Source organism: Halomarina pelagica, from assembly GCF_024228315.1.
In the GTDB taxonomy this organism is placed as follows: domain Archaea; phylum Halobacteriota; class Halobacteria; order Halobacteriales; family Haloarculaceae; genus Halomarina; species Halomarina pelagica.
Window position 1 is genome coordinate 2251192 of record NZ_CP100454.1, and the last position, 25146, is coordinate 2276337.

A 25146-nucleotide genomic window follows, 5' to 3' on the forward strand; every position below is an offset into this window, starting at 1 on the left:
GTCGCTCGTCGGTCCGCTCGTTCGGCCGTCGGCCTCACTCGTGGTCGTGCGACGCCACGCCCCGCGAACCGGATCCCGCCCATAGCCTCGCCTGTTTGCCCCATCGGCTCGGCGCTCGCTCAGCGTGCTTCCACCGGCTCGGTGCCGGACAACGGCCGGCGAGCGTCGCGAGCGGCGGTGTCGAGAGACGGGGCGCTCACTCGACCCGGCCGCTCAGGACGCCGACGAACCCCAGCGCGCGCTCCTCGTAGCGGCGGTCCGTGGTGCGGGCGGCGAGGGCGTCGCGCGCGACGCTGACTCGCTCGTCGAGGTGGCGTCGAGCGCGTCGGCCGGCGAGCGCCTGCTGTACCGATTCGGTGAGCGCGTCGGCGGGCGCGCCCGCGCCGACGAACGCGCCGAAGGCGGGGTTGAGGAGCGGGCCGACCGGGTGGGAACTGCTCGTCGCGTCTAGGAGGGCGACCCGACCGGAGGCGAGGTCGCACCAGCCGTCCACGGCGGCGGTCGGGTCGGCCAGCAACCCGACGACGAACGACCCGAGGACGGCGTCGGCGCGTTCGACCGGCGGTCGCGCGGCGTCCGCCTGTACGAGGTGGACGTTCTCCCAGCCCTCGGGATCGACGCGCGTCCGGGCGTACCGCAGCAGCGGGCGCGTGAGGTCGACGCCGATCACCGTCCCCTCCGGCCCGACGCGCTCGCGCAGAAAGCGGAGGTTCGCGCCCGTTCCGCAGCCCATCTCGACGACCGTGTCGCCGGATTCGAGGTCGAGCGCGTCGACGGCGGCCGCGCGCCAGCGAGCCACGCCGGGAGCGGTGGCGATGGCGTCGTAGAGCGCCGCGTAACGGCCGTAGAACGCCCGGACGCTCATCGGACGCGGAGGTCGCGGACGCGCTCTGCGGCCGTCGACGCGTCGGGCGCGAGGACGTAGACGATCGGCTCGATGCCGAACCCGCCCGTCTGGTAGAGCACGTCGACGGCTGGGTCGTCGGCCACCGCGGCCTCGACCGCGGTGGCGACGTCGCCCTCCGCGTCGAACTCGCGGGTGATCAGCCCCCGCTCCTCGGCGCGGCCGACGATCCCCGGATCGTAGCGGACGTTCAGCGCGGCGCGGGCGTCGCTGCCGCCGGCGCGGGCGGCGAGCAGGACGCCCGCCACGTGCTCGCTCACGCCGAACTCGGGTTCGCCGGGGACGGCCGCCCGGCCCTTGATGTCGAGGATGCGCCCCGGGACGGCGGCCACGTCGTCGATGTCGGTCGCCTCGGGGAGACACTCGACGAGGTTCGACCCGACCGCGGGGACGAGGGCCGCGAACCCGCTCGCGTTCGAGAGGATCCGAAGGCCGCGCCGGACGGAGGCGAGCGCGCGCTCGGCCTCGCGGAGGCCGCTATCGGGGTCGTGGACGGCGAAGTCGCCGTCGTACTCCGCGAGTTCGGGCATCGCCCGCTCGTGGAGCGTCGCGAGCAGGTCGCCGCGCTCCAGCCGCCGGATGAACACCTCGGTCTCGACGAGCGCCTGGACGCGGCTCATCTCGCCGTCGGCGAGCCCCTCCCCGAGGCGCGCGACGAGGTCCGCGACGCGCTCGTCGCCGAGCACCTCCGCGTTGCGGTCGATGTCGCCGTGAGCGTACTTCGAGACGGCGCTCTGGCTGATGCCGAGCAGCGTCGCCACCTCGTTCTGCGTGAGCCCCCGTCCGCGGAGGTCCTCGGCGAGCATCGAGCGGAACGTCGGCAGGAACTCGTCGACGACCACCTCCTCGATGAAGCGCATTACTGGTCGCCCCCGAACTCCCGATCCCCGCCGATCCGGGACGCCTGCGGCCCGGCCTGGTCCTGGTACTTCGAGCCGCGTCCCGAGCCGTAGGGTCGCTCGGCGGGCGACTTCATCTCCGTGAAGATGAGCTGTGAGACGCGCATCCCCGGCGTGAGCGCGACCGGCGCGGTGCCGAGGTTCGACAGCTCGAGCGTTATCTGGCCCCGGTAGCCGGGGTCGACGACGCCCGCCGTCGCGTGGATGACGATGGCAAGCCGGCCGAGCGAGGAGCGCCCCTCGACGTGCGCGAGCAGGTCGGGGGGGATCTCGACGCGCTCCTCGGTCGTGCCGAGCACGAAGTCGCCGGGGTGGAGGATGAACTCCTCGCCGTCCTCCACGACGGTCTCGCGCACGTACTCCTCGACCTCCTGTTCGCTGTTCGGGTGGATACAGGGGATGTTCGTCCGCTGGAACTCGAGGAACTCCCGGCCCAGCCTGAGGTCGATGCTGGCGGGCTGGATCTGGAGGTCGGGGTCGTCGAGCGGGGCGACCACGAGGTCGCCCGCCTCCAGCCGCCGGAGGATGTCGACGTCGGCGAGTATCATTGGATGTATCAGCGCCCGAGAGACGCTAAAACCTCCCGGTCGTCGACCGACGGACCGATCGGTGCCGGCGAAACGCTCGAGCGACGGCCGCTCGCCGCGGGTCGTCGCGGGGCGCGAGCGGTCGCCAGCGCTTTCACCCCCACCCGCCATCCACGCGCATGGGCATGAAGCAGGCCATCGTCGCCCGGACGGACGTCGGCATGGGGACGGGCAAGCTCGCCGCGCAGGTCGCCCACGCCTCGCTCGCGGCCTACGAGAACGCGGGTCCCGACGCGCGCCGGGAGTGGAAGTCCGGCGGCCAGAAGAAGATCGTCCTGAAAGCGGGAAGCGAGCGCGAGGTGTTCGAACTCGCCGAGGAGGCCCGACGGGAGGGCCTCCCGCACGCCGTCATCCGCGACGCCGGCCACACCCAACTCGACCCGGGGACGGTGACGGCGCTCGCGGTCGGTCCGGCCCCGGAGAACCTCGTGGACCGCGTGACGGGGGACCTCTCGCTGTTCTAGGCCGTTCGAGTCGAATCAGAACCCGCGGCGGTACTGGACGGGGACGTGCGCGTCGTCCATCCGGTCGAGCGCGTCCGCGGCGTGGAGCGCGAAGTACGGATCGCGAAGGTGCTCGCGGCCGACGATGGCGAGGTCGGCCCGCCCGTTGCGGATCACCTCGTCCGCCCCCTCGGGGGTCGTGATCTTCCCGACCGCGCCGACGGCGACGTCGTTCGCCTCGCGGACGGCCTCCGCGAGGGGCGTCTGGTAGTGCGAGCCGGTGTCGGGGAGTTGCTGGTCGGGGTGGATTCCGCCCGCGCTCACGTCGATCAGGTCCACGCCGACCTCCGCGAGGTCGCCCGCCAGCCTGACGGTGTCGTCGATGGTCCAGGCGTCCCGGTCGGGCAGCCAGTCGGTCGCCGAGAGGCGGACGAAGACGGGCTTCTCGTCGGGCCACACCTCGCGGACGGCGGCGGTGACCTCTCGGACGAGTCGCGTCCGCCCGTCGAAGTCGCCGCCGTAGTCGTCCTCGCGGGCGTTCGTGACCGGCGAGTAGAACTCGTGGAGGAGGTAGCCGTGCGCGCCGTGGACCTCCGCGATCTCGAAGCCGGCGGCGTGGGCGAACTCGGCGGCCTCCCGGAAGGCGTCGATGACGCCCTCGATGCCCGCCTGGTCGAGCGCCTCCGTCGCGAGCGGCTCGTCGTGGGGCCACGGCTCGTCGGTCGGGCCGAGGGGCGTCCAGCCGTCGTCGCCGTGGACGGGGCCGTAGCCGTCGGCGGGCGGGTAGGTGGAGGCCTTCCGCCCCGCGTGGGCGAGCTGGATCGCGGGCACCGACCCCTGCGAGCGGACGAACCCCGTTATCGGCGCGAGCGCGTCGGCGTGCGCCCGGCTCCAGATTCCGAGGTCGTTCGGCGAGATGCGCCCGCGCGGCTCGACGGCCGCCGCCTCGCTCATCACGATCCCCGCGCCGCCGACGGCTCGCGAGCCGAGGTGGACGAGGTGCCAGTCGGTCGCCAGCCCGTCCGGTCGACAGGAGTACTGGCACATGGGCGACACCATCACGCGGTTGGGGATCTCCGTTCCGCGTAGCGTCAGCGGCGTGAACAGGTCCGACATCGACCGGGGTTCGGGGCGGTAGCCAAAAGCCCCGTCGAAGCCAGCAGGCGCTTCCCCCGTCCGTTCGGGTTTCACGCGCCGACCTCGCGAGCCGGAGCCGGGAACGGGCGCGCGGCGACGGGATGAGTACGCACATACGGCCGCGCCGAGAAGGGCAGGTATGTCAGGAGCGGCGAGGACGGCGGGCCGGGAGAGAGCGACGGGGGGACGCTGATGCGTCCGGCGCACCCGGTCGAGCGCGCGGTCGGCATCGACTACTACGTGAGCGACGCCGACGGCGTCGGCGGCCGGTTGCGCGCCGCCCCCGAGGACTTCCGCGTGCGCGAGCGCGAGGCGGTCGACGTCGAGCCCCTGGACGCCGACCCGGGGGCGTACCCGAACGTCGTCTTCCGCGCGACGCTCCGTAACTGGGACACCAACGACTTCGTCGCCGTGCTCGCCGACCGCCTCGGGTTCAGCCGCGAGCGCTTCTCCTGGGCCGGGACGAAGGACAAGCGCGCCGTGACGACGCAGCTGTTCTCCGTGCGCTGGCTCGACGACCCCGCGTTTCCCGACGTGGGCGGCGCGGAGATCGAGGCGCTCGGACGGACCGGCCGGCCCGTCCTCTTCGGCGACCTCAGGGGTAACGAGTTCGAGATCGCGGTGCGCGACGCGGCGCACCCCGACCGCGCTCCCGCCGTCTCCGAGGCCCTGCGCGCCTTCGGCGACTGCGCGGCGGGCCAGGTGGCCGTCCCGAACTACTTCGGCCAGCAGCGCTTCGGGACGCGCCGGCCCGTCACTCACGAGGTGGGGCTCGCCCTCGCCCGCGGGGACTGGGAGGGGGCCGTCATCGCCTACGCGGGCAATCCGAGCGAGCGGGAACCCGAGTCCACGCGCGAGGCCCGACGCTACGTCGAGGAGACCCGCGACTGGGCGGGGGCGCTGGAGCGCCTCCCCGGCCGCCTCGGCTACGAGCGCGCGATGGTCCACCGCCTCGTCGAGAACGGCGGCGAGGGGGAGGCGGACTTCGCGGACGCCCTGCGGACGGCCCCGAACAACGTCCAGCGGCTGTTCGTCAACGCCGCGCAGTCCTACCTGTTCAACCGGATGCTCTCCGCGCGCCTGGATCGGGGGCTCCCGTTTCACCGCCCGGTCGTCGGCGACGTGGTCTGCTTCGCCGACGATCACGGGCTCCCCGACCCGGATCGCGGCCAGCGCGTCACCGAGCGCCGAGTGGACACGATCGCTCGCCACTGCGCGCGGGGTCGGGCGTTCGTCACCGCCCCGCTCGTCGGCACCGAGACGGAACTCGCCGACGGCGAGCAGGGCGAGATCGAGCGGGAGGTGCTCGACGACGAGGGGATCGCCCCGGAGGACTTCGACCTTCCGGGCGAGTTCGGCTCGACGGGCACCCGCCGCGCGATCCTCGTCGCGACCGAACTCGACGTGGCGGACGACCCGCTCACCTTCTCCTTCTCGCTCCCCTCCGGGTCGTACGCGACGGTGCTCCTGCGCGAGTACCTGAAGGCGGATCCCGCGGAGATGCGGTGAGCGGGGTCCCCTCCGCCGTCGTCCCGCGTCCGATCCGCCGCGGAGGGGAACACGCCAGTTATACGCCTCGATAGAGTGTCCTCTGACATGGCGTGTCGGCAGTGCGCGAGCGACCTCGACCGGCCGGGAGACTACTGTCTCGTCTGTCGGACGCGCAACGCCGACACCGTCGTTCTCGACCTCTCCCGCGAGCGCGCGACCGTCACCGCCCTGCTCGACGACGCGGTGATCGCGCGCCGCGAGGTGACGACCACGCCCGAGGCGGGCGAGCGCGAGACGACCGAACTGCGTAACTTCGCGGGGCTGATCGCGGACGACCTCCAGCGGAAGCGCCCGGAGGAGGTGTACGCCGTCGGCGACCGCGAGGTGCTCTCTGCGGTGCGCGAGCAGGTTCACTACCCCTTCTACCGCGTCGAGGGCGAGGACCCCGTGGAGGCGGTCGTCGAGCGGCGGGGGGAGCCCGCACTCGAGACCGTCGATCGCCCCCCGGCGGCGAAGCTCGGCGGGTCGCACTCGACGCTCATCGGCGGGCGCGCGGGTCGCCGGGCCGTCGAGACGATCGCGGCCCACCCGCACGTGAAGAAGCTGATCCCCGGTCCCATCGACGCCGGCGGGTCCGGCTCCCGGAGCGGCGTGCGCGCGAAGGCGACCCGCGCCGACGAGAACGGCAACGTCCGGATGCTCCTCCGGGACGGCTCGAGCGTCCAGGAGAACCGCGTCGTCACCACCGCCTACGACCGCGAGACGGGCGAGCGCGTCCGCGCCGACCTCGACGAGTGGCTCCGGGACGCCGGACTCCGGGAGTAGGACTGAAACCGCGGAACTCGGGACCTCCCCGCACGGATCGGACTCAACGGATTTATACCGCTGTCGGGGGTACCGACGGGTATCATGGCCAAGAAGAAGGGACGCACGGGCAGCGCGGGTCGATTCGGCGCACGCTACGGCTGCGTCGCCCGCCGCCGCGTCGCGGAGATCGAGGAGGACACGCGAAGCTCGACGGTCGACGGCGCGCCCGTCAAGCGCGTCGGGACGGGCATCTGGATCAACGAGGAGACCGGCGAGAAGTTCGCCGGGGGAGCCTACCGCGCGCAGACGCCGGGCGGTCGCACCGTCCGCCGCTCGATCCGCGCCGCCCTCTCCGAGGACGACACCTAAGTACGCCCACCCGATACTACCAGTATGAGCTACAAGTGTTCTCGCTGCAAGCGCGACGTCGAACTCGACGAGTACGGCGGCGTCCGCTGTCCGTACTGCGGTCACCGGGTGCTCCTGAAGGAGCGCGCCGGCGACGTCAAGACGATCGACGTCGAGTAACGGCGTGTCGGCACCCCCGCGGCACGACGCGCTCCTCGAATTCGAGTACGAGTCGCCCGACCACGCGGCGCTCGTCGAGCGATGCGTCCGCCAGGAAGTCGGGGAGATAGAGGGCGACCGCACCCGTGCCGAGGTCGGTCGTGACGGCGCGACCGTCGCGGTGCGCATCGACGCCGACGACCTCGTGGCGCTCCGCGCCGGGCTGAACACCTGGTGTACGCTCGTGGAGGTCGCGGAGGGCGTGGTGGAGGCGTCCCTCGGCGACGGTGACGGTCGGTGACGGGAGGAGTGCGAGGGAACGAGCGGCGAGGTGGCGGTCGGTGACGAACGATTCGCGTCGCCCTCGCCGGTGAGTCGAATGCCGTGCCTTTTTGCGTCGTCGTCTCGTCGGCACAGTCATGCAGGGTAACCTTCCGCCAGAGGCCCAGGAGAAGATCGAGGAACTCCGGAACCTTCAGGAGACGGCACAGCAGGTCGCGGCCCAGAAACAGCAGGCTGAGACGACGCTGTCGGAGTCGCGCGCGGCGCTCGACCAGCTCGAGGACGTCGACGAGGGGACGACGATGTACCGCGAGGTCGGCGAGCTGCTGGTCGAGACGACCTACGACGAGGCGTCGGAGGCGCTCGAGGAGAAGGTCGACAGCCTCGAGATCCGCGTCGAGACGCTGAACAAGCAGGAAGAGCGCGTCCAGCAGCAGTTCGAGAAGCTCCAGGGCGAACTCCAGCAGATGCTCGGCGGCGGACCGCAGGGTCCCCAGGGGCCGCAGGGTCCCGGCATGGGCGGCCCCGGCGGCGACTGAACCGATGCCGAGCGACGAGGAGGTCGTCCAGGCCGCGAGCGACGCCGCCGAGGACGTCATCTTCTCGCGGTACAAACAGTCGGCGGTCCGTGACTTCGACGTCGCGGTGACGTTCGAGGAGGGCGTCCTCGACGTGGACGTCTACCTCAACGCGCCGGACGACCCCGACCCCGAACGGGTGGCCGAGGACGCGGCGCTCGCGGCGCGGGCCGCCGTCGACGAGTTGTTCGAAGAAGCGTAGCGGTCGTCGCTCTAATCGCCGAGTTCGCCGCCTCAGGTCGTTCGACCGGCGGGCGGCGTCTCGGAATCGCGCTCGCTCGCGTCGCCGCGGTAGGTGTCGACGCCGAGCGCGCGGTTCAGCGGGCACTTCTGGGTCGTCCCCGTGACGAGGAAGACGACGCCGACGAGCCCGGCGATCACCGCCACGATCAGCGTCGAGACGGGGCCGATCGCGAGGCCGACGACGCCGAAGAGCCCGGCGAGCGCTACCGCGACGAGGATCGGTCCGAGGACGAGTCGAGCGATACGGTCGTATCCACCGACGTTCTTTTGCATCTTATCTCACCGACCGTGTTAGGTCACCGTCACGTTTCCCCCTATCGGTCGTTTTCACGGGTCTGGAACCGTGAGCGTCCCGTTCGGCGTACCTCCGCCGCCTCGTCGTTCCGTCGGAACGCGGGGTCGGAGCCGCTTCGCGCGGATGTCACCCGTACCGCTCGGCGTGGCGCGGGCAGAACTCGGGGTCCCGTAGCTGCGCCCGTACTACCCCCTCCTGCCGGTGGGGGTTCGACAGGCGACAGCGCTCGTCGTCGCAGAAGGCCTCGCCCGTCTCGAGGTAGTGGACCGCCCCGAGGACGTACCCCGCGAGTGTCTCCGTGGTGCGGGGGTCGTCCTCGACCAGGAACTCCCCCTCGACCTCGTTCTCCAGGACCTCCCGCGGCGGCGGGTCGCCGGAGAGCAGCGCGCGACGCCCCTGTTCGCGGTAGTACGCCTCGGGCTTCGCCGGGGCCTCGTACAGCCCCGGCACGGAGACGAGCGCCGGCCGACCGAGCACGCTCACGCGCTTGTGCCAGCGGCCGTCGTGTTCCCCCCACGTGCCGAGCACGCGGTCGAGCAGGATCACGTACGCGTGCTCGGACGACCGCTCGCCGGGCGGCAGGCGCTCGCGTAGGGCGTCCTGCACCCGCAACCCGTCGTAGATGACGCCTCCGGCCCGCTCGGGGTTCTCGAGCGCGCGCTCCTCGTAGCGGACGACGCCGAGCATCTCGCTGCCCGTCTCCCGGTCGTACGGGGAGCGGACGCGCGCCCGGGCGAACTCGCGAGCGAGTCCGTCGCCCGCGCCGGCGAGGAACCGATCGCGGGCCTCCGCCTCCCACTCGCCGCGCTCGTCCAGCCAGCGCGCGATTCGATCGGCGTCCGCGACGGCGGTGGGCGCGCGGTAGACGCTGACGCGCTCGACCATCCGCCTAGTCGTCGGCGGTCGTCCGCGAGGTGAGCGCGACGGGCTCTGCGTCCACCTCGAGTTCGTCGAGCGCGAGCTGGGCGGCGCGCTTGCCCGACAGCAGCATCGCGCCGAAGGTCGGCCCCATCCGCGGCAGCCCGTAGGTCGTCGCCACCGCCATCCCCGTCACCAGCAATCCCTCGTGGGTGAGGCCCGTGTGCTCGACGACCGCGTCCTCGCTCCGCCCGACCCACATCGAGTCGTGTCCCGGCGAGTCGTGTCCCGGCGCGCCGTACTGCCCGTCCTCCGTCTGGTCCATCACCCGCCCGCGCTCGCGGGCGCTCCGGACGCCCGGCGCGTCGAGGACGCCCCGCTCGTCGAGTTTCGTGACGGCCATCGCGTCGTGGCCCGTCGCGTCGATCACCAGGTCGGCCTCGACGGCGATCGGATCGACGCAGGTGAGTTCGCGGGGCAGCGCGTGCACCGGCGTCCAGTTCATGACGATGCCGCCGACGCGGTGGTCCTCGCGGATGACGACGTCGGTGAACTCCGTCATGTTCTGGATCTTCGCGCCCGCGTCGCAGGCCGCCTTGATCAGCGCGCTGCAGGCGTGGGGCCCGTCGGCCACGTACAACCCCTCGGTATCGCGCGCCGGACGGTGGTCCACGTCCAGTTCCTCGAGCACCCGCTCCGCGGGCGAGCGCACGGTCACTTTGTTCATGAGGAAACCGCCGAGCCAGAACCCACCGCCGAGGTAGTTGTTCTTCTCGACGACCATCGTCTTCACGCCGCGCTCTGCGAGTTCGGTCGCCGCCATCAACCCCGACGGTCCCCCGCCGACGACGATGACGTCCGAGTCCGAGAAGTCCATGAACTCCTCGGTCCACTCCTGACCGATCGCGCGCGTCACGTCCGCCTCGCTCGCCTCGCTGAATCGCTCGAAATCCGTCATACCACCTAGTGATATTCTGTGGTAGTAATAGTAGTTTGGGTACGACTAGCACTGGCGACCAGTCGTCGGAGAGACCCGTCTCTCGGACGCAGAGGGAGTGCTCGAAGAAGTGGCACCAGGGCTTGGATCTCAGTCTCCGCCCTCCCGAATCGCCCGCTCCGCGTCGGCGAGCGCCGCCTCGCGGTCGAACGCCTCGACGATCGCCTCCAGTTCCTCGCGGGGGGCGTCGCGCAGGTCGCGGGCGTAGCGGGTGATATTCGGGATCGCCCGGATCACGTTGTCCACGATCGGGACGGCCGCCGTCCGGGGCGACCGGGAGAGCGGGTTGAGGTCGACGACGAGTTCGGTCTTGCCCATCCGCCCGAGCGCCTCGGCGCGGTCGCCGTCCTCGAGCGGGACGAGCACCACGTCGGCGTCGTGGATGCCGTCGGCGTCCACCTTGGCGCGCTCGTGGTCGAGGCCGGGGACGCGCTCGTCGGCCGTCAGCCCCTTCACCTCGCCCGCGCCGTGCTCGCGCAGGTGGTCGGCGATGGCGCGCACGCGCTCCTCGGTGCGGTTGAAGAGGTTCACTTCCAGGTCAGCGCCGACGGCGTCGGCGAGTTCGACCAGTTCCGCGGGGCACAGCGCCGCGACGTTCCCGTTGACGGAGACGACGGGGTGGCGCGCGAGCAGGAGGTGGGCGGCGGCGGCGCGCTCGGCCTCGTCGGCGCTGTCGAGCGTGCGCTCGCCGAGCAGGTAGTCGAACGCCTCGCCCCGGCCCTCCGCGATGAGTCCTTGCTTGCTGGTGATGCCCTTCTCGACGCCGGCCTCGATGCGGTGGCGCGTGAGGAGAGACTGATAGCGCGGGTGGCTCTCCGGCACCTCGATGTCACCCATGGGGCGGGGTTTGCGAGAGTGAATGAAAAACGCCGCGCTCTCGGACTCACAGCCGGGTCGCGCCGCCCGTCACGCGACAGGACCGCGCCTCGTCGTAGCCCGCCTCGCTCAGCCCGTCGCCGAGGGCGAACACCGTCCGGCCGAGCATCGCCATCGCCGCCTCGCCGCCCGCGCTCCGCACGTCCTCGACGGTCGCCTCCACGCGGTCGGTCAGCAGGTCTGCCTCCCGCGCGAACGTCCGCGAGGCGGCCATGAAGGCGTCCAGCGTGGGATCGTCGAGGAGGCGGTCGAGGGCGGCCTCCCCCGCGCGGGTGAGGCGGGTCGTGTCCCCCGTGATGATCTCCGCGGTGTCGAGGCCGCCGAAGGTGACGTACTCCACCTCGGGGCGTCCGGGCAGGCCGTCGAGGCGGCCGTGCGGCGGCGCGCCGGGTTCGAGGCGGAGAGGGACGCCGCCGCGGGCCTGCCCGACCACGTCGCCGAGTCCGGTCCCGGCCTCCACCTCGGCGGCGTGGGCGATCGCGACGAGTTCGTTCTCCGTCCGCGGGCGGAGGTCGGGGTGCGTCGGGGCGTGCGCGTCCGCCGCGAGCGCCGTCCCGAGCGCGCACGCGCCGGAGACGCCGAAGCCCGCGCTCACCGGGAGCGCCGTCTCGCACTCCACGCGCGCGTCGACGCCGAGTCGCGCGAGCACGTTCGTCACGGCCGCCATCCCCCCGCGCTCGCCGTTCACCCGCACCGTCGTCCGCTCGGCGGGGACGACCGTCACCCGAACGCCGTCGGAGAGTGCGAGGCCGGCCCCCCGCGACCCCGCGCGTGCGGGGTCGTCGTGCGGGTGGGCGCTGAAGAAGCCGGTGACGTGGCCGGGGACGAACGCGCACGCTGTCATGGTTCCGTCACCGACTCGGACGCTGGCGCGCTTGAATCTTACAGTTCGTCCTCAGTCCGAGGGGGTCGCCGTCGCCTCGGCCTCCGTCGTCGGGACCGGGCGCTCGACGGCGAGGACCGCGATCGATCCCGCCGCGAGCAGGCCGCCGAGGGCGGCGACGGTCGCGAACGGCCCCACCGACTCGGCCAGCGCGCCGCTCACGAGCTTCAGGGGGACGCTCGCGAGCGAGACGAGCATCGACCACGCCGAGAGCACCGTCGCCCGACCCAGCGACGCGGTGCGGTCGTTGAGGTACTGCTCGCTCACCGGGGCGACGAGGTTCAGGGTCGCGCGAAGCAGGAAGAACGTCGGCACCGCGAGCGCCGGGAGGAACCCCAGCACGACGACCGCGCCTCCGAGGCCGACCGGCGCGAGGTGGATCAACCGCCGGACGCCGACGCGCGTCGCGACGGCGTCGGCGTAGTTGCTCGCGACGGCGGACAGGCCCGTCAGCCCCGCGTAGAGCCACCCGAGGTCGGTCGCCGAGAGGCCGGCACGCGTCCCGATGGGCTGGACGAACAGGTCGACGCTCCACCCGACGGCGAAGAAGAACGCCGTGTAGCCGACGAACGACCGCAGCGACGGCGACCGGAGCTGTGAGAGCGCGCGCCGCGCCCCGGCGAGGGTGAACGACTCGCTCGGGTCCGTCGACGGCGGCTCCGGCACCGTGGCGACGACCGCCGCGCTGAGGAGGTTGATCGCTCCCGTGGCGAAGAACGGGTAGCGCGGGTCGAGCGCGTAGAGGTAGCCCCCCGCGATCGAGGCGACCGAGGTCGCCCCGAGCAGCAGCGCCAGCCCCCGCCCGCGGACCCGGGCGAACGCCTCCGGCTCGCCGCCCGCCGCGAGCGTGTCGTAGAGCCACGCGCTGTCGTTCCCCGAGCGGAACGTCTGGGCGACGCCCCACGCCACGTAGACGACGAGGAACTCGCCGACGCCCTCAGCGACGCCGAACCCCGCCGCCGCCGCGCCGACGGCGAGCGAACTCACCACGAGCGCCCGCCGCCGGCCGATCCGATCGCCGACGTACCCGGTCGGGAGTTCGCTCAAGACGATGACGCCGAAGAAGACGCCGTCGAGCAGCGCGATCGACGCGAGCGAGAGCCCCCGATCCTCCAGCAGGACGACCCACACCGGCGAGAGGAAGCCGAGCGTCGAACTCGTCATGTAGAGGTAGTACCGGAGGACGACGCTCGCGCTCGTTGTCACCGTGGAGAGGGAGCGGGCGAACGGCAAAAGCGATCCGGTGCCGTGAGTGACGGTGGCACGACACGGTACGGTCGCGTGAGCGGCGGTAGCACGACACGGTACGGTCGTGCGGGCGGACGAGTTGATCGACGGCGCGGCCGATCGACTGCGGCTTCGTCCTAGGGACTCAGCCGTTGGCGATCTGGGCGAGAGTCGCTGGCGCTCCTCTCGCTGGCTCCCAACGTCTTCGCCCTACGGGCTCAGCCGTTGGCGATCTGGACGAGACTCGCCCCGCCCGCCTCGCTGGCTCCCAACGGCTTCGCCCTACGGGCTCAGCCGTTGGCGATCCCGCGGGAAGAGGACGGCCTCGCGGATGTTCTCGAGACCGAGGATCGTCATGAGCAGGCGCTCCGCGCCCAGCCCGAAGCCGGCGTGGGGCGGCATGCCGTAGCGGAACATCTTCGTGTAGTACTCGAAGGCGTCCGGGTCGAGGCCCTGCTGTTCGAAGCCGGCGATGAGTTCGTCGTAGCGGTGTTCGCGCTGTCCGCCGGAGACGAGTTCCATGCGCGGGTGCATCAGGTCGAAGCCGGTCGAGAGCGACTCGTCCTCGTCGTGATCCTTGATGTAGAACGGCTTGATCTCGCTCGGCCAGTCGACGATGAAGTAGTGACCGCCGACGTCACGCCCGAGGGCCTTCTCGGCCTCCGTCGAGAGGTCGTCGCCCCAGACGAGCTGCTCGTCGAGTTCGCCCGTCGCGTTGACGCGCTCGATGGCCTCGTCGTAGGAGAGCCGCGGGAACGCCTCCTCGGGGACCTCGAACTCGTCGGCGAGCCCGAGCACCTCGAGCTGCTCCCGGCAGTTCTCGGCGACCGCCTCGTAGGCGGCGCGCACCGCCCCCTCGCAGGCGTCCATCGCCCCCCGGTGGTCGATGAAGGCGCTCTCGAAGTCGATCGAGGTGGCCTCGTTGAGGTGTCGGGGCGTGTTGTGCTCCTCGGCGCGGAAGATGGGGCCGATCTCGAAGACGCGCTCCAGCCCGGAGCCGACCATCAGCTGCTTGAACAGCTGGGGGCTCTGGTTCATGAACGCCTCCTCGCCGAAGTAGGTGATGGGGAAGAGTTCGGTGCCGCCCTCGGTGCCGGTGGCGACGATCTTCGGCGTGTTGATCTCGGTCGCGTCGACCTCGCGGAAGTACTCGCGGACGGCGCGGAGGACCTCGGCGCGGATCTCGAAGATCGCCTTCGCCTCGTCGCGCCGGAGGTCGAGCGTGCGGTTGTCGAGCCGCGTCGGGAGTTCGGCGTCGACCTTCCCCGAGGGGTCGAGCGGGAGTTCGGGGTCGGCGGGCGCGACGACCTCGACGGACTCGGGGACGATCTCGACGCCCGTCGGCGCGCGCGGCTCCTCCTCGACGGTTCCGTCGACCCGCACGACCGACTCGCGGGAGACGCTCGTCCCGGTCTCGACGAGGTCGTCGTCCATCTCGTCCTTCGCGAACTTGACCTGTATCCTCCCGGTCTTGTCCCGGAGGATGAGGAAGGCGATGCCACCGAGGTCGCGGAGTTCGTGCACCCAACCGGCGACGGTCACCCGCTCGCCCGGTTCGGCGTCCGCGGTGTACGTGCGGTTCTCCATACGGCCCCGTTTTCCCCGGGCGGGTTAAAGTGGGTCGATTGGCTTTGTCTAAATGATAAGTGGATGATATCTTCGGCGCACGAGGTACAGTTCAAGGGCATATCGCCGCCCCGCCCCGAGTGGGCGTACGGAGAGCCTGGGACCGGCCCCCCGACGTAGCAGACGGGGTCGATCCACGGTCGCGACGAAACTCACCGTCACGTTTCCCCCGCCAGCGACGTCTATTTGGGCACTCCTCACCGAGTTCTCTCGGACTATGGCGATCAAGCGAATGGACAACGTCCTCATCGTGGTCGAGGACCTCGAAACTGCGAAGGCGTTCTTCTCGGAACTCGGTATGCAACTGGAGTTCGAGACGTCCGTCGAGGGAGAGTGGGTAGATCGCGTCGTGGGGCTCGAGAACGTCCAGAACGACATCGCCATGATGCGGACCCCCGACGGCCACGGCCGCGTCGAACTCGCGAAATTCATCACGCCCGAGGCCACCCGCGACGGATCCGAGGAACCGGCGGTGAACACCCTGGGGATCCGCCGTATCATGTTCGCCGTCGACGACATCGACGACGTCCTCGACCGCCTCCGCTCCCACGGAGCCGAACTCGTGGACGACGTCGCCCAGTACGAAGACGAGTACCGCCTCTGCTATGTGCGCGGCCCGGAGGGCATCGTCGTCGGGTTGGCCGAGGAACTCGACGGAGCCTAGCGGGTCGCCCCCACGCTCTTGGCGGCCACCGTCTCGAGCCCGTGCGTGAACACTCGTGTCCGGCGTGTGGGTTCGAGGCAGATAGAGATGCGAACGAATCGCGGAGTGATTCATCAACGCCTGTGGAGACTGCGCTCCCTGTGGATATCTCGGTATCTGCAAAGCGCGTCGTGGAAACAGGAAGACTGCGAAAATCGTGAGATTTTCGCGTTGCCAAGGAGCTTCGCTCCTTGAGCACCCCACCCTCAAGCGCGAGCCGTCAGGCGAGCGGTAGGGTGGGGGAGTTCACTCGACCACTTCGGATTCGACCAGTCGGGCGTACGCGCGTCGGAGCCGCTGGCTGATGGCCTGTTCGGAGACGTCGAACTCGTCGGCGAGGTCGCTCATCGTCGCCTCGCGGGGGATCTCGAAGAACCCGCAGTGGTAGGCGAACTCGATCGTCTCGCGCTGGCAGCGGGTCAGCGGGCGCTCGCCGTTCGAAGCGAGCGTGACGAACACGTCGTCGAGTTCGACGGTGACGTCGTGCTGGTCGAGGAACGCGAGGTAGGCGTCGAGCGTCCCCCGGTCGGGAAAGCGCGTCACCGAGTACCACCAGCCGTCGCGGAACCACGAGGCGTAGTTGCTGGCGTCGAGGTCCGACCACCGCGAGTCGGCGTAGACGCTCGCCGCTCGCGTCACCTGCAGCGTGTACAGTCGCGCGTCGGCCACCTCGCGCATCCGCTCTACGTCGGTCACCGTCGGATCGTCGGCCATCGCGCTCTCGAAGGCGTCGAGGTCAGTCCCGTCGGCCCAGAGGAACCACGTCGGTCGGCCGCGATCCGTCGGGACGGCGCGCGCCACGTCGAGTTCCACCTCGGGAACCGTCGTCACCGCGGTCGCCAACACCAGTTCTGGAGAGGACGTACGATACGCGGCGACGAGACTCATTGATGGGTGTGCGTCGGCATCCCATAATAATGATTTCCCCTGACATATGTGGCACACGCCGCCAATTTCAGGAATTAAATAGAGTTCAAACAACTCTAACTAGTGGTGAAAGTCGCCGTGGAGCGGCCGGGAGTAGCGGCCGATCGTCCATCAGTGGGTTCGTCGCGGGGGGTCCGATCCCAGGCGGTCGCGCCTACCGACGCCTACCGACTCCTGTCACCCTACCGACGCCTACTGGCGGACGCGAGCGGCCTCCTTCGCGCCGCGGACGGTCGCCTCGACCGCCTCGATGCCCTCGTCGTGGAGGAGGTCGCCGACGATCACGACGTCCGCCTGTTCGGCCATCCGGTAGGCGGAGTCGTAGTCGCGGATGCCGCCGCCGTAGAACAGCGTCGCCTCGTCCAGCGCGTCGCGGGCCGCGCCGACGATCTCCGGGTCGCCGAGCGTCCCCGAGTACTCGACGTAGACGATCTCCTGGCCGAACATCCGCTCGGCCACGGTGGCGTAGGCCGCCACCTCGTCGGGTTCGAGATCGCAGTCGGCCTGGGTGTACTCCGCCACCGACGCCTCCGGGTTGAGCACGACGTACGCCTCGGTGGTCGTGTGCTCCCAGTCGATGTCGGGATCGATGCGCGCCCACTCCTTGTGCGCGCCGGTGATCCACGCCACGTCGCCGGCGTTGAAGACGACGGGGACGAGGTAGCCGTCGAGGTGATCGGAGTGGACGACCGCGCCGGCGTGACTCGGTTCGATGTACACCGGAAGGTCGCACGCTCCGCAGGCCTCGATGACCCGGGTCATCTTCTCCTCGGTCATGCCCGTCGTCCCGCCGACCATGATCGCGTCGGTGCCCGTCGCGCGGAGGTCCTCGTACGTGACGCCCTCCGGCAGGGCCTTGTCCGGGTCTACCTTCACGATGTGGTCCCAATCGCCCCACGAGTTCATACGTGTCCGTCCCGACCCCTGGACAAAACGGCTTCGAAACGAGAGAACGGTCGAATTCGCCCCGCAGACGGCCGATTAGGCGCTAACTCGCGCTCGCCTGCGTCTGCCACTCGCGGATGCGGTCCGCGCTCACGCCCTGCACCTCCGCGGCCACCTCGTCCGCCTCCGCCGAGCGGAGGTCGTCGAGGTCCTCGATGCCCGCCGCCGCGAGCTTCTCAGCGGTCTTCTTCCCGACTCCATCGAGGTCCTCGATCGCGCGGGCCGCCCGCCGCGCCCGGTACTCGGAGAAGTTGCAGATGGGACAGCCGAGTTCCCAGGGGTCGCCGTTGTGGACGACGAGTTCGGGCAGGTCGTGCTCCTCGCAGCGCTCGTCGGTCACCTCGATCTCGCCGCGACGCGGCAGGGGAAGCGAGTACTCGCAGTCCGGGTAGCGCGTGCAGCCCACGAGCCGCGACCCGGAGCGGAGCGTCTTGATCGCGAGTTCGCCGCCCTCCTCCGACCCGCAGTCGGGACACGTCCCGATCACCCGATCCTCCGTCTCGTCGGCCTCGTCGGCGCGACAGCGCGGACAGCCGTGGGTGAACGTGTTGCGCCCCGCGACCATCTTCACGTGCCTGAGGTCGTGCTCCTCGCACGCCTCGTCGAGCACCGTCGGCTCGCCGCGGTTGGGCAGCGGCAGGGTGTACTCGCAGTCGGGGTAGCCGTCGCAGCCGACGAAGTACGACCCCCAGCGCGAGCGGCGGACGAGCAGGTCGCTCCCGCACTCGGGACACGGCCCGAGCACCTTGTCGGCCTTGAGCGACGCGCGGAGGTGCTCGCCGATCTCCTCGCGCGAGTCGTGGAGGTCCGCGAACACGCGCTTCAGGATGTCCCTGGACTCGTCGGTCACGTCGTCGAGGGTCGCCTCGCCGTCCGCGATGGCGGTCATGTCCCGCTCCAGCTGGGCGGTCATCTCCTCGCTCACGACGAGGTCGGCGAACCGCTCTGCGGCCTCGACGACGCCCATCGCCAGCTTCGTCGGGCGGGGCGGGTCGCCCTCGATGTAGCCCCGGTCGTAGAGCTTCTGGAGGGTTCCGTGGCGGGTGGATTTCGTCCCCACTCCCCTGCTCTCCATGGCCTCGATGAGCCGCGACTGGCCGCGGCGGCGCGGCGGCTGGGTCTGCTTCGCGTCCAGTCGCACCTCGGTCACGTCGAGCGACTCGCCCTCCTCGACCTCGGGGACGTAGTTCTCGCTGGTCGAGAAGTACGGGTAGACGGCGTGGTAGCCGGGGTCGACGAGGCGCTTGCCGTTCGCCTTCAGCCGGCAGCCGTTCGCCTCCGCGACGACGCGCAGGTGCGCCCACGTCGCCGGCTCGGCCACGGTCGCGAAGAAGCGCCGCACGACGAGTTCGTACACCTCCCACTCGTCGTCCGAGAGTTCCGTCGGGAACTCGCCCGTCGGGTGGATCGGCGGGTGGTCGGTCGTCTGCTCGTCGCCGCTGGTCGGTTCGATCTCGTCGCGTTCGAGGAGGTGGCGCGCGTCGTCGCCGAAGTTGGGGTGCTCGGCGAACGTCTCCAGCAGTTCGCGCTCGTCGAGGTCGTCGGGGTAGACGGTGTTGTCCGTCCGCGGGTAGGTGACGTACCCCGCCGTGTAGAGGTCCTCGGCGATGCTCATGGCGCGCTGGGCGGAGTAGCCGATGCTCCCGGCCGCGCGGATGTACTGGGTCGTGTTGAACGGCGCGGGCGGGTCGTCAGTCCGGGTGCGGCGGCGGACTGACTCGACGACCGCCGCCGTCGCCTCGCGGAGGCGCTCGTGGACGGACTCCGCCTCCGCCTCGTCCCAGAGGCGCTCCTGTTCGGTGCCGTCGTCGCCCTCGAAGAAGTACTGCGCCTCGAACTCCTCGTCCGCCGCGTCCGCCGCCTTCGCCAGGTCGGCGTACAGCTCCCAGTAGTCCTCGGGGTCGAACGCCTCGATCTCGCGCTCGCGGTCGACGATGAGCTTCAGCGTCGGCGACTGCACCCGCCCGACGCTGATGAAGTCGTCGCCGAGTTGCTTCGCGGAGAGCGAGAGGAAGCGCGTGAGCGCCGCCCCCCACATCAGGTCGATGATCTGTCGGGCCTCGCCGGCCGCCGCGAGGTCGAAGTCGAGTTCCTCGGGGTCGGCGAACGCCTCGCGCACCTCGCGGTCGGTGATCGAGGAGAAGCGCACCCGGCGGATGGGAATGTCCGTCTCCTCGCGGACGAGTTCGTACGCCTCCTTGCCGATCAGTTCGCCCTCGCGGTCGTAGTCGGTGGCGACGATGGCGCGGTCGGCCTCCCGCGCCAGCGAGCGCAGGGCGGCGACGATGTTCTCCTGCGTCTCCGTCTTCACCACCTCCGCGTCGACGAGTTCGACGGGCTGGACGTCTCGCCAATCGGCGTACTCGGGGGGGAAGTCCACCCCGACGACGTGTCCGGACAGCCCGATGCAGCGCCGCCCGCCCCACCGATAGACGGGGACGCCGTTGCGCCGCTCGACGGACGCACCGCCCTCGCTCAGGATCTCGGCGATGCGCCGGGCGGCGTTGTCCTTCTCGGTGATGATCAGCTCCACGGGGACCCACCTCTCCGCGTCGTCATGTGAGGGTGGTAAGCCGACGGCCTTTCTAACCCTTTCGACTGGTAAAATCAAGGCACTGCGGGCGTGTGCGTACGCTCGCGGGATCCGCGCGCGTCGGCGAGCACGCCCGAGGGGAAACGGCGGGATCGTCCCCGACCGCCCCCGGCCGTCGCCCGCGTCGCGACCTGAAACCCATTTGTCCCCCCGATCGCTACCCCCACCATGGACAGGCAGTTCATCCCGGGGTTGCGGTTGCTGGTGCTGCAGATGCTCGCCATCGACGCCCTCATCCACCTCTCCGTGGTCGCGCCGCGGCTCGCCGCCGTCTCGCGGACCGGCGAGTTCCCCCGGGTCGTCACCGTGCTGATGACCCTCTCGATCCTCGTCGTCGTCGTCGGTGCCCTCGCGGTGTGGGCCGGCGCGCTCTCCTACCGGACGGCCTACGCGCTCGTGATCCTGCTCACGGTCGGCGAGATCGTCGCGTGGCTGCTCTTTCACAACACCGACGTCGGTCACACGCACGACACCGGGATCGTACAGAGCACGATCGACCACCTCGTGGGCGACCCGCTGGAGACGGCGGCGAAGACCGCGGAGGTCGTCGCGCTCGCCGCGTCGGCGTACCTGCTCCGCGTCGACACCGCGGGAACGACGCGCGATTCGGCCGCCGCTCGGCCGTCGGCGCGCGACGACTGATCTCCCGCTGTCTACCGTCTTCCGCTGTCTACCGTCTTCCGCTGTCTACCGTCTTCCGCTGTCTACCGTCTCCCGCTATCTATCCGTCCGCGGCGGCGAGCGCCGCCGTGGCGTTCACCCGCCCCGCCCCGGAGGCGTCGTCCGCCCCCGCCGGACCGACGTCGGTCGCGCTCCCGGCCAGAACCGTCCGGACCTCCTCGGCGGCGAGGTCCGGGTGTTCCCCCACGACGAGCGCCGCCACGCCCGCGACGTAGGGCGCGGCGAAGGAGGTCCCGCCGTCGACCGCGATTCCCCGCGCGGCGATCGTGTCCGGCGCGACCAGGTCCACGCCCACCCGGGCGCTGTACGGTCTCACGTTCCCCCCCTCGCTCGCGCCGACGGCGAGGACGCCGGGGGCCATCACGGGGGCGCTCGCCCCGCCGGCCGAACGGTGGTGGAGTTTACGGTTCGCGAACAGTTCGAGCGTCGTCGCACCCTCGACGCGATCGCCCTTGACGGCGACGTAGTAGCGCCCCTCGGGTACGACGACGCTCAGGTGTTCGTAGGGGCGGCCGTCGTGGCCCGTCGCCTTCGCGACCGCCACGTCCCGGCTGGGACGTTCGCGGACGAGGTAGAGGTCGTAGTCGGTGGCCGTCTTCGGCCAGCCGTCCCAGCGGAGGGTGAGCGTCACCCGGCCGCTGACGACGTCGCCGCCGTCGAGGTAGTTGCCGCCCGTGTTCGGGGCGAACTGCACCCACGTGGGGTCGCCGGGCCCGTGGGTCCCGGTCCAGTAGCGCCGGGCGTGGTTCCCCACCGAGGTGACGAAGACGGTGTCCTCGGCGGCTTCGGCGGCGATGCGCGAGACGGAACCGCTCCCGTCGCCCGGTTGCGTGTAGTAACTCCCCGAATCGACGATGACGTCCACGCCGGAGGCCTCGAGCCACTCGACGGCGTCGCGGTACTCCTCCGCCGTCGTCGACCGCCCGATGGCGGCGAGGTAGAGCGTCGCCCCCGGGGCGGTGTCCGCGACGACGCTCGCCACGGCGGTTCCGTGTCGCCAGTCGCCACCCGAACCGAAGGTGCGGTACGCCCCGACGTTCGAGGCGATGGCGGGGTGGCTGACGCGGAAGTCGCTGTCGATGACGCCTACGGTGACGTTCTCGCCGGTGACGCCCGCCTCGTGGAGGTCGTCGGCCCCGATCGCGGACACGCCGGGGGCGACGAGGTCGTCGGGCGCGAACGCCGACGACGAGACGCGGATCGACTGGACGCCGGGCTGGGCGGCGAGCGCTCGGACCGCGGCGAGCGGGACCGACCCCTCGACGTGACGGGTCCCCTCGCTGGTGTAGACGCGGTTGATCTGGAACCCGTCGGCCGTCGGGAGGCGCGCGCGCTGCTTCAGGCGGACGACGACGCGGACCTCCTCGTCGACGGTCGGGCTCTCGGGGTCGTCCGGTCCGTAGAGGTGGGTCTTCAGCCGGTCGACGAGCACCGCGTCGTTCGTGGTCTCGCCGCCGGCGTCGGCCCCCGGGACCGGGGCGAGCGGGACGGCGAGCAGGCTACAGGCGACCATCACCGCGAGGAGGTCGCGCGGCTCCATCGGCGGTCAGCGGATCGCGGGGTTCACGCGGTGCCAGCGCCTCCACGCGAGCAGGAGACCGAGCACGAGCAGCCCACCGGCGAAGAAGAGCGCGCCGGGCGGTGCCGAGATCGGGGCCGCGGCCGCGCCGTCCCCGAGTCCGTCGGCCATGCGCGGGAGCGAGTCGGCGGCGGTCGCCACCCGCTGGGGGGTGACGAGCCACTGGACGAACAGGCTGACGATCCCGAGGAGCCCGACGGCGGCCACCAGACTGCGTAGCGAGTCGAGGAACGAGGTCTTGCGTTCCTCGCGTCCGACGAACACGACGAGCGGTTCCTCGCTCGGCGCGTAGACGTTCATCTCCCGGCCCTTCTGGGAGTAGCGCGTGTCGGCCACCCGGACGAGTCCGGCCTCCTGGAGGTTCGTCAGGTGGTGGCGCGCGTTCTGGAGGGACGTGTCGACGCGGTCGGCGACCTCCGAGGCGGTCGCCGGTTGTTCGTGGAGCGCGGTCAGGACGGCGCGCGCCGTCCCGGACGAGAGCGAAGAGAGCAACTCCCCCGCGTGGTCGCTGTCGAGCCACAGCGTGCGGAGTTCCCCCTCCTGCTCAGAGCTGGCATCAGTGCTAGTTGGCAACAGCCCTGACATTGACACGTACTTATCCCCCTGGGTACAAATATTTGCGGTAAGTTTTTTTCACTCTTCCTCGTGAATGTTTGGAACCGGACGTTTTCCTCCGGGATTGGTTTACGCAATGGCAGTTAACGGACACGTCCGTCGCCGGTCACGCGACGGTCGTTATCCGTCGAGTTCCGCCCGCAAGAGCTGGTTGACGGTACCGGGGTCCGCGCTGCCGCCGGTCGCCGCCATGACCTGTCCGACGAGGTAGTTGAGCGCGCCCTCCTCGCCCGCGCGGTAGTCCTCGACGGCCTCGGGGTTGTCCTCGATCGCCCGCGTAACGGCGTCCGCGACCTCGTCGTCGCCGGTCTTTCCCAGTCCTTCCCGCTCGACGATCTCGTCGGGGGCGTCGCCCTCGTCGAGCATCGCGCGGAGGACGACCTCCTCCGCGTTCTTCGCGGTGATCTCCTCGTCCTCGACGAGTTCGAGCAGGCGGGCGAACTCCCCGCGGGGGATGGCGTCGAGGGGCATGTCGCGGTAGTTGAGTTCGCCGAGCAGGCGGTCCGCCGTCCACGCCGCCGCGAACGCGGGGTCGAACTCGTCGGTCAGGTCCTCGTAGAAGTCCGCCACCTGCTTCGTGGAGGTGAGCTTCGAGGCGACCTCCCCGCTCAGGTCGTACTCGCGGCGGAAGCGCTCGCGGCGGGCCTCGGGGAGTTCGGGGATCGGGATCTCCTCCTTCCAGCCCGAGACGCGCATCGGCGGGAGGTCCGCCTCCTCGAAGTAGCGGTAGTCCTTCTCGGCCTCCTTCGAGCGCATCGAGACGGTGACGCCGCGGGACTCGTCCCAGTGGCGCGTCTCCTGCTCGACCTCCCGTCCGCGCGCGACCGCGTTGCGCTGGCGGGTCACCTCGTAGGCCAGCGCCTTCTCCGCCCCCTTGTGGCTGCTTATGTTCTTCACCTCGGTCCGGTTGGCCGCGGCGAGCGCCGCCGCGCCGATGGAGCCGTCCTCGGCCACCTCCTCGCCCGGCACGAGCGAGATGTTCGCGTCGACGCGCAGGCTGCCGTCGCGCTCGGGGTCGAACACGCCCAGGTACTCGAGCACCTCCTCCAGTTTGGCGAGGAAGGCGCGCACCTCCGTCGGCGAGCGGAAGTCCGGCCGGGTGACGACCTCCATGAGGGGCATCCCGGCGCGGTTGTAGTCGACGAGCGTGTACTCGGCGCGGTCGATGGCCCCGCCCTCGTGCTTGAGCGACCCGGGGTCCTCCTCCAGGTGGGCGCGCTCGATCCCGATGACGCGGCGCTCGCCCTCGACGCTGATCTCGAGGGAGCCGTCCTGACAGATCGGGTCGTCGTACTGCGTGATCTGGAAGTTCTTCGGCAGGTCGGGGTAGTAGTAGTTCTTCCGGTGAAAGCGCGTCTCCTCGGGGATGTCGGCCTCGATGGCCTTGCCGACCTTGACGGCGGCCTCCACCGCGGCCTCGTTGACGACGGGCAGCGATCCCGGCAGGCCGAGGCAGACGGGGCAGGTGTGGGTGTTGGGCGCGTCGTCGGCCGTGTCGGTCGAGCAGCCACAGAAGAGCTTCGTGGCCGTCTCCAGCTGGACGTGCACCTCCAGCCCGATGACGACGGCGTGCTCGCGCGCCCGGGTCGCCTGTGCGGTCATTACCTCGATTCACCGGGTCCGCGCGCTAAAGGCTATCGGGACTCGGGTCGGGGGTGGGTTTGGGGGGTCAGCGGTCTACGGTGGCGGTGCCTCGAACGTCTCGGATCTGAGTAGGGAGGGAGCGCCTCGAAAGCTCTCGCTCACGTAACGAACCGCAACGAGAACACCTCGAACGCCCTCGCATGGTCTGCCACATCGTATACCGTCTCGAAAGCCTCCGAATCGGATGCAGAGGACAGTACTACCTCGAAAGCCCTCGCGCTGTGGACTCCCGGAAGACGGTCCTGCTCGCCTCGCGGTGCTCGGCTGCGCGGGCTGCGACTTCCGACGTCACGCTCGCCTTGCTCGCGTGACTCGCGCGCCTCGCTGCGCGCTTCGCTCGCTCGCTCCGCTCTCTCGCTCCAGTGCTTGTGTCGGCGTGCTTCGTCTACAGCGCTCGCCCTTTCAGTCCACCAGGAGACGCGCAGTGCGTGTCTCCTGCGCCTCCGTTCGCTCGCCTGACGGCTCGCTCACGGAGACGCCAGGGGACCGAACCGCACCGTCCCGCACGCCTGCCCTCCCCCGAGTCGGGCGACGAGCCGCCCTCCCGGCCACGCGGCTGGGCGCGCTTCTATGCGCGCCCGGCGGAGTCGGGTAGGCAGCCTGGCGGACTGAAAGGGCGAGGGTCCTACGCGAACCCGGAGGCCGCAAGCACCGCAGGTGAGCGAGCGGAGCGAGCGAGCCGAGGAGCACAGCGTGTCTCCCGGGAGCGTAGGACCCGAGGGCTTTCGAGACACTCTCCTTCGACTCTGATCCGAGGGCGTTCGAGGTGGTAGAAGATCTCGCTGACCGTCCGAAAGCGTTCGAAGTGGCATCGACGGT

The 25146-nt window shown here is 70.7% G+C and carries 27 protein-coding genes and 1 pseudogene; 11 read left to right on the top strand and 17 right to left on the bottom strand.

Annotated features, from left to right (window positions below; translation table 11 throughout):
* Positions 1 to 196: 196 nt before the first annotated feature.
* The 3 genes from NKI68_RS11675 to dcd are packed head-to-tail and all read right to left on the bottom strand — an operon-like array spanning position 197 to position 2351.
* A complete protein-coding gene (locus NKI68_RS11675; RefSeq protein WP_254543251.1) occupies positions 197 to 865 on the bottom strand; it encodes a class I SAM-dependent methyltransferase in 669 nt (222 codons plus the stop codon).
* On the bottom strand, positions 862 to 1764 hold the full coding sequence (locus tag NKI68_RS11680; RefSeq protein ID WP_254543252.1) for a thiamine-phosphate synthase family protein: 903 nt from the start codon (positions 1762 to 1764) through the stop codon (positions 862 to 864). The genes NKI68_RS11675 and NKI68_RS11680 overlap by 4 nt, the downstream gene beginning before the upstream one ends.
* Positions 1764 to 2351 carry a dCTP deaminase gene (dcd, locus tag NKI68_RS11685; RefSeq protein ID WP_254543253.1) on the bottom strand — a complete coding sequence of 196 codons (588 nt, stop codon included), beginning with the start codon at positions 2349 to 2351 and terminating at the stop codon, positions 1764 to 1766. Before dcd ends, NKI68_RS11680 begins: the two co-directional genes overlap by 1 nt.
* A 164-nt stretch (positions 2352 to 2515) precedes the next feature.
* Here dcd and pth2 point away from each other — a divergent pair, with 164 nt between their 5' ends.
* Positions 2516 to 2854: a peptidyl-tRNA hydrolase Pth2 gene (gene pth2 / locus NKI68_RS11690; protein WP_254546425.1), complete on the top strand. Its 339-nt coding sequence runs from the start codon at positions 2516 to 2518 to the stop codon at positions 2852 to 2854.
* A gap of 15 nt (positions 2855 to 2869) precedes the next feature.
* Here the strand turns inward: pth2 and NKI68_RS11695 are convergent, their stop codons facing one another.
* Positions 2870 to 3949: an NADH:flavin oxidoreductase/NADH oxidase gene (locus tag NKI68_RS11695; RefSeq protein ID WP_254543254.1), complete on the bottom strand. Its 1080-nt coding sequence runs from the start codon at positions 3947 to 3949 to the stop codon at positions 2870 to 2872.
* A gap of 213 nt (positions 3950 to 4162) precedes the next feature.
* Between NKI68_RS11695 and truD the strand changes: the two genes are divergently transcribed.
* The 7 genes from truD to NKI68_RS11730 all read left to right on the top strand — a co-directional run bounded on the left by truD (position 4163) and on the right by NKI68_RS11730 (position 7837).
* Complete coding sequence (gene truD / locus NKI68_RS11700; RefSeq protein ID WP_254543256.1) at positions 4163 to 5479, top strand: tRNA pseudouridine(13) synthase TruD; 1317 nt, start codon at positions 4163 to 4165, stop codon at positions 5477 to 5479.
* 87 nt (positions 5480 to 5566) lie between these two features.
* On the top strand, positions 5567 to 6286 hold the full coding sequence (locus NKI68_RS11705; RefSeq protein ID WP_254543257.1) for a DUF2103 domain-containing protein: 720 nt from the start codon (positions 5567 to 5569) through the stop codon (positions 6284 to 6286).
* Between the two features lie 84 nt (positions 6287 to 6370).
* Positions 6371 to 6637, top strand: coding sequence for an eL43 family ribosomal protein (locus NKI68_RS11710; protein WP_254543258.1), 267 nt, complete (start codon positions 6371 to 6373; stop codon positions 6635 to 6637).
* A 24-nt stretch (positions 6638 to 6661) separates the two neighbouring features.
* Complete coding sequence (locus NKI68_RS11715) at positions 6662 to 6796, top strand: DNA-directed RNA polymerase subunit P (RefSeq protein ID WP_254543259.1); 135 nt, start codon at positions 6662 to 6664, stop codon at positions 6794 to 6796.
* Between the two features lie 4 nt (positions 6797 to 6800).
* Positions 6801 to 7076, top strand: a complete 276-nt coding sequence (locus NKI68_RS11720; RefSeq protein ID WP_254543260.1) for a KEOPS complex subunit Pcc1 — start codon at positions 6801 to 6803, stop codon at positions 7074 to 7076.
* Between the two features lie 118 nt (positions 7077 to 7194).
* The gene (locus tag NKI68_RS11725; protein WP_254543261.1) at positions 7195 to 7596 is read left to right on the top strand and encodes a prefoldin subunit beta; all 402 of its coding nucleotides are present in this window, start codon (positions 7195 to 7197) and stop codon (positions 7594 to 7596) included.
* A 4-nt stretch (positions 7597 to 7600) separates the two neighbouring features.
* Positions 7601 to 7837: a DUF3194 domain-containing protein gene (locus tag NKI68_RS11730; protein ID WP_254543263.1), complete on the top strand. Its 237-nt coding sequence runs from the start codon at positions 7601 to 7603 to the stop codon at positions 7835 to 7837.
* Positions 7838 to 7869: 32 nt separating this feature from the next.
* Here the strand turns inward: NKI68_RS11730 and NKI68_RS11735 are convergent, their stop codons facing one another.
* The 7 genes from NKI68_RS11735 to aspS all read right to left on the bottom strand — a co-directional run bounded on the left by NKI68_RS11735 (position 7870) and on the right by aspS (position 14601).
* Positions 7870 to 8151: a YgaP family membrane protein gene (locus tag NKI68_RS11735; protein WP_254543264.1), complete on the bottom strand. Its 282-nt coding sequence runs from the start codon at positions 8149 to 8151 to the stop codon at positions 7870 to 7872.
* A 148-nt stretch (positions 8152 to 8299) separates the two neighbouring features.
* Complete coding sequence (locus NKI68_RS11740; RefSeq protein ID WP_254543266.1) at positions 8300 to 9058, bottom strand: DUF7001 family protein; 759 nt, start codon at positions 9056 to 9058, stop codon at positions 8300 to 8302.
* 4 nt (positions 9059 to 9062) lie between these two features.
* Positions 9063 to 9989 carry a sulfide-dependent adenosine diphosphate thiazole synthase gene (locus NKI68_RS11745; RefSeq protein ID WP_254543267.1) on the bottom strand — a complete coding sequence of 309 codons (927 nt, stop codon included), beginning with the start codon at positions 9987 to 9989 and terminating at the stop codon, positions 9063 to 9065.
* A 129-nt stretch (positions 9990 to 10118) separates the two neighbouring features.
* Complete coding sequence (locus NKI68_RS11750) at positions 10119 to 10865, bottom strand: 4-phosphopantoate--beta-alanine ligase (RefSeq protein WP_254543269.1); 747 nt, start codon at positions 10863 to 10865, stop codon at positions 10119 to 10121.
* A gap of 46 nt (positions 10866 to 10911) precedes the next feature.
* Positions 10912 to 11748, bottom strand: coding sequence for a pantoate kinase (locus NKI68_RS11755; RefSeq protein WP_254543270.1), 837 nt, complete (start codon positions 11746 to 11748; stop codon positions 10912 to 10914).
* Positions 11749 to 11799: 51 nt separating this feature from the next.
* A complete protein-coding gene (locus tag NKI68_RS11760; RefSeq protein WP_254543272.1) occupies positions 11800 to 12993 on the bottom strand; it encodes an MFS transporter in 1194 nt (397 codons plus the stop codon).
* Between the two features lie 303 nt (positions 12994 to 13296).
* Positions 13297 to 14601, bottom strand: coding sequence for an aspartate--tRNA(Asn) ligase (aspS, locus tag NKI68_RS11765; protein WP_254543273.1), 1305 nt, complete (start codon positions 14599 to 14601; stop codon positions 13297 to 13299).
* Between the two features lie 256 nt (positions 14602 to 14857).
* On the opposite strand from aspS, the gene NKI68_RS11770 reads away from it, so the two are divergent.
* Entirely contained in the window at positions 14858 to 15304 is a 447-nt protein-coding gene (locus NKI68_RS11770) for a VOC family protein (protein ID WP_254543275.1), read from the top strand.
* Between the two features lie 41 nt (positions 15305 to 15345).
* Positions 15346 to 15578 (top strand): annotated as a pseudogene (locus NKI68_RS23800) (hypothetical protein); the annotation flags it as partial.
* Positions 15579 to 15589: 11 nt separating this feature from the next.
* Here the strand turns inward: NKI68_RS23800 and NKI68_RS11780 are convergent.
* The 3 genes from NKI68_RS11780 to NKI68_RS11790 form a co-directional block, all read right to left on the bottom strand.
* Complete coding sequence (locus tag NKI68_RS11780) at positions 15590 to 16231, bottom strand: helix-turn-helix domain-containing protein (RefSeq protein ID WP_254543277.1); 642 nt, start codon at positions 16229 to 16231, stop codon at positions 15590 to 15592.
* Between the two features lie 231 nt (positions 16232 to 16462).
* Entirely contained in the window at positions 16463 to 17176 is a 714-nt protein-coding gene (locus NKI68_RS11785; RefSeq protein WP_254543278.1) for a phosphoglycerol geranylgeranyltransferase, read from the bottom strand.
* A gap of 82 nt (positions 17177 to 17258) precedes the next feature.
* Complete coding sequence (locus NKI68_RS11790; RefSeq protein WP_254543280.1) at positions 17259 to 19748, bottom strand: DNA topoisomerase I; 2490 nt, start codon at positions 19746 to 19748, stop codon at positions 17259 to 17261.
* A 228-nt stretch (positions 19749 to 19976) separates the two neighbouring features.
* Here NKI68_RS11790 and NKI68_RS11795 point away from each other — a divergent pair, with 228 nt between their 5' ends.
* Positions 19977 to 20450, top strand: a complete 474-nt coding sequence (locus NKI68_RS11795; RefSeq protein ID WP_254543281.1) for a hypothetical protein — start codon at positions 19977 to 19979, stop codon at positions 20448 to 20450.
* Positions 20451 to 20529: 79 nt separating this feature from the next.
* Here the strand turns inward: NKI68_RS11795 and NKI68_RS11800 are convergent, their stop codons facing one another.
* From NKI68_RS11800 to gatB, 3 genes are all read right to left on the bottom strand, one after another.
* Positions 20530 to 22029 carry a S8 family serine peptidase gene (locus NKI68_RS11800; protein WP_254543282.1) on the bottom strand — a complete coding sequence of 500 codons (1500 nt, stop codon included), beginning with the start codon at positions 22027 to 22029 and terminating at the stop codon, positions 20530 to 20532.
* 6 nt (positions 22030 to 22035) lie between these two features.
* Positions 22036 to 22653 (bottom strand): ArsR/SmtB family transcription factor, encoded by a 618-nt coding sequence (locus NKI68_RS11805; RefSeq protein WP_254543283.1) that lies wholly within the window; start codon positions 22651 to 22653, stop codon positions 22036 to 22038.
* Between the two features lie 150 nt (positions 22654 to 22803).
* Entirely contained in the window at positions 22804 to 24285 is a 1482-nt protein-coding gene (gene gatB, locus NKI68_RS11810) for an Asp-tRNA(Asn)/Glu-tRNA(Gln) amidotransferase subunit GatB (RefSeq protein WP_254543284.1), read from the bottom strand.
* Positions 24286 to 25146 lie beyond the last annotated feature (861 nt).